The following is a 2295-nucleotide window of genomic DNA, read 5'->3' on the forward strand; positions in this document are numbered from 1 at the left end:
TTCAGAGCTTTTTGCAATGCAGAATCGTTCCATTTTCCATGATTCAGAAAATAAGCTACCGTTGTTCTGTGATGCTGGCTGACAATAGAAAAGTCAACGGTCTTACCGCGGTATCCACGGAGAAAGACAGAAACAATAATGGTCATTACATGTTGGAGATAGATATCCGACAAAAAATGATGAAGTTTTAAAGTTTTTAGGTAATTGTAAATTTTATTGGAATGATGTATAATGTTTGCAACAGGCACCCCCTTGTTTGCGTGAGTAGGTTGATGGTCGCACTTCAATTATACATCATTCAGCAGAGGGTGTCTTTAGTTTGTGCAAAATTTAGGATTTGCTCATTTATAGTTGATAAAATAAAAGGAATAAGTTTGCGAGTTTTTGCTTACAAACATATTATATGAGGAGAGAGTAAAAAATAATGAACAAAAAATTTATTCGAAAAATCAAGGAAAAAATAAAAATTTATTTTTATAATTCGGGATATTATTTTTTAAAAAGATGCTTATTAAGTCAAAAAAAAAATTTCAATACGATGAATGAAAAAGTAAAAATGTGTTTTATTATTCAGAGGATAGAGATATTTCCATCGGTGCAATCAATCTTTGAATATATGTGTTTAGATGCAAGATATGATGTAACATTACTTGTATTACCGAGGTTTGACCATGCTACAAATAAAATAAATGTTAATACTATTGAGCAAAATTTAAAATTTGCTTCGCAAATTGCTAATGGTGCAGAAGTGATAAATTCATATGATGATCAAAAAAAGAAATTCAAAAGACTGGAGGATTATAAATTCGATTTTATTTTTCTTGGTTTACCTTACCAAAGAGAATATCCTATGGAATATAAATTTGCAAATTTATCAAAGATTTCAAGAGTATGTTATGTTCCGTATGGATCGAGTTATGCTGACGGGAAAGAAATGATTAGGACTTCATTTACAACACAATTACTTACTTTTGTAGATTATATTTTTTGCGATTGTATTAAAACCTATAAATATTGTCAGTCGAAATTAAAATATTGTCAAAATGCAGATGGAAAGAGAATAGTTTATAATATTGGTTATCCACGATTTGATTTGATAACATACGATGAAAGAAAAGGTAAAAAAAATAAAACTTTTTTGTGGATTCCTAGATGGACGACACCTGCAGATGATAATGAAAAAAGTACATTTTTAATGTATAAAGATTTTCTTTTGAATTACTTTTCAAACAACGCAGAACTCAGCTTAATTATTCGTCCACATCCGTTAATGTTTGATAATTATATAAAAAAAGGATATTTAACGAGAGAAGATGTTGAAAAATATAAAAATCAAGTAAAATCTTTAAAAAATGTTATGTTTGATGAAAACTGTTCATACAGATCTTCTTTTGTCCAATCGGATTGTTTAATTGCTGATTATAGTTCGATTGTAATAGAGTTTTTACTTATGGGAAAACCGGTTATATATTTGTCTGATGTAAGAAAAATTGAAACTACAATTGCAAACGCGTTTTATGTAAGCAAGAATGTGCAGGAAACAAAAGAATATATAAAACAACTAGCAAAAGGTGAGGATGGGAAAAGGCAAAATAGATTAGATGTTTTGAAAGCAACTATTTATAAAAAAGGAACTTGTAAAAGAATTGCTGATGTTTTAAATAAAATATGAAATTTTTGGAAAATATCCGAAAAAGACTTGCCCATCTGATACGGATTGTGTATTATGATAGGTGTGTCTAAAGAACGTCGAATAACAGGAGGAAAGAAAATGTTTTTAGCAACAACAACAGCAAACAGCGGTGTTATGAGCACCGGTATGTTAATTATGTGGCTGGTCATCATGTTCGGTATGATGTATTTCTTAATGATCCGTCCGCAGAAGAAAGAGCAGAAAAAACTGCAGGCAATGCTGAATGACCTCGCAGTCGGCGATGCAGTCATCACGACAAGCGGTTTCTACGGAATTGTCATCGACATCACAGACGATGATGTCATCGTAGAGTTCGGAAACAACAAAAACTGCCGTATCCCGATGCGCAAAACAGCCATCACAGAGGTTGAAAAACCGGATTCTGCAGTTGTAGAAGAGAAAACAGAAAAGAAAAAATAATGTTTGCATAGCGATATGTAAAAACAAGAAACGCAGGTATTCAAAAAGAGAACGAATACCTGCGTTTTTTTGGTAAGTAGGTAATCATCCGTACCTTGATTGTAAACGGTAGAACCTGAGTACTGCAAATTCCGGCTCATCTGACCACGCATTCCGCTAAGAGCTGATCAGTCTTTCCGGAT

The 2295-nt window shown here is 32.2% G+C and carries 3 protein-coding genes; all 3 read left to right on the plus strand.

Annotated features, from left to right (window positions below):
* The coding region (locus tag DW915_RS15985; RefSeq protein ID WP_207665597.1) for a hypothetical protein at positions 1-191 on the plus strand (191 nt) is incomplete at its 5' end.
* A 233-nt stretch (positions 192-424) separates the two neighbouring features.
* On the plus strand, positions 425-1672 hold the full coding sequence (locus DW915_RS15500) for a CDP-glycerol glycerophosphotransferase family protein (protein ID WP_055222215.1): 1248 nt from the start codon (positions 425-427) through the stop codon (positions 1670-1672).
* Between the two features lie 99 nt (positions 1673-1771).
* Positions 1772-2113: a preprotein translocase subunit YajC gene (yajC, locus tag DW915_RS15505; protein WP_055222214.1), complete on the plus strand. Its 342-nt coding sequence runs from the start codon at positions 1772-1774 to the stop codon at positions 2111-2113.
* Positions 2114-2295: the final 182 nt, after the last annotated feature.

The sequence above is a fragment of the Blautia sp. AM42-2 genome, assembly GCF_003480245.1.
GTDB lineage: Bacteria > Bacillota > Clostridia > Lachnospirales > Lachnospiraceae > Fusicatenibacter > Fusicatenibacter saccharivorans.

Coding starts and splice junctions, on each gene's coding strand:
- DW915_RS15500 (WP_055222215.1), top strand. CDS start 425: ATGAACAAAAAATTTATTCGAAAAATCAAGGAAAAAATAAAAATTTAT.
- yajC (WP_055222214.1), top strand. CDS start 1,772: ATGTTTTTAGCAACAACAACAGCAAACAGCGGTGTTATGAGCACCGGT.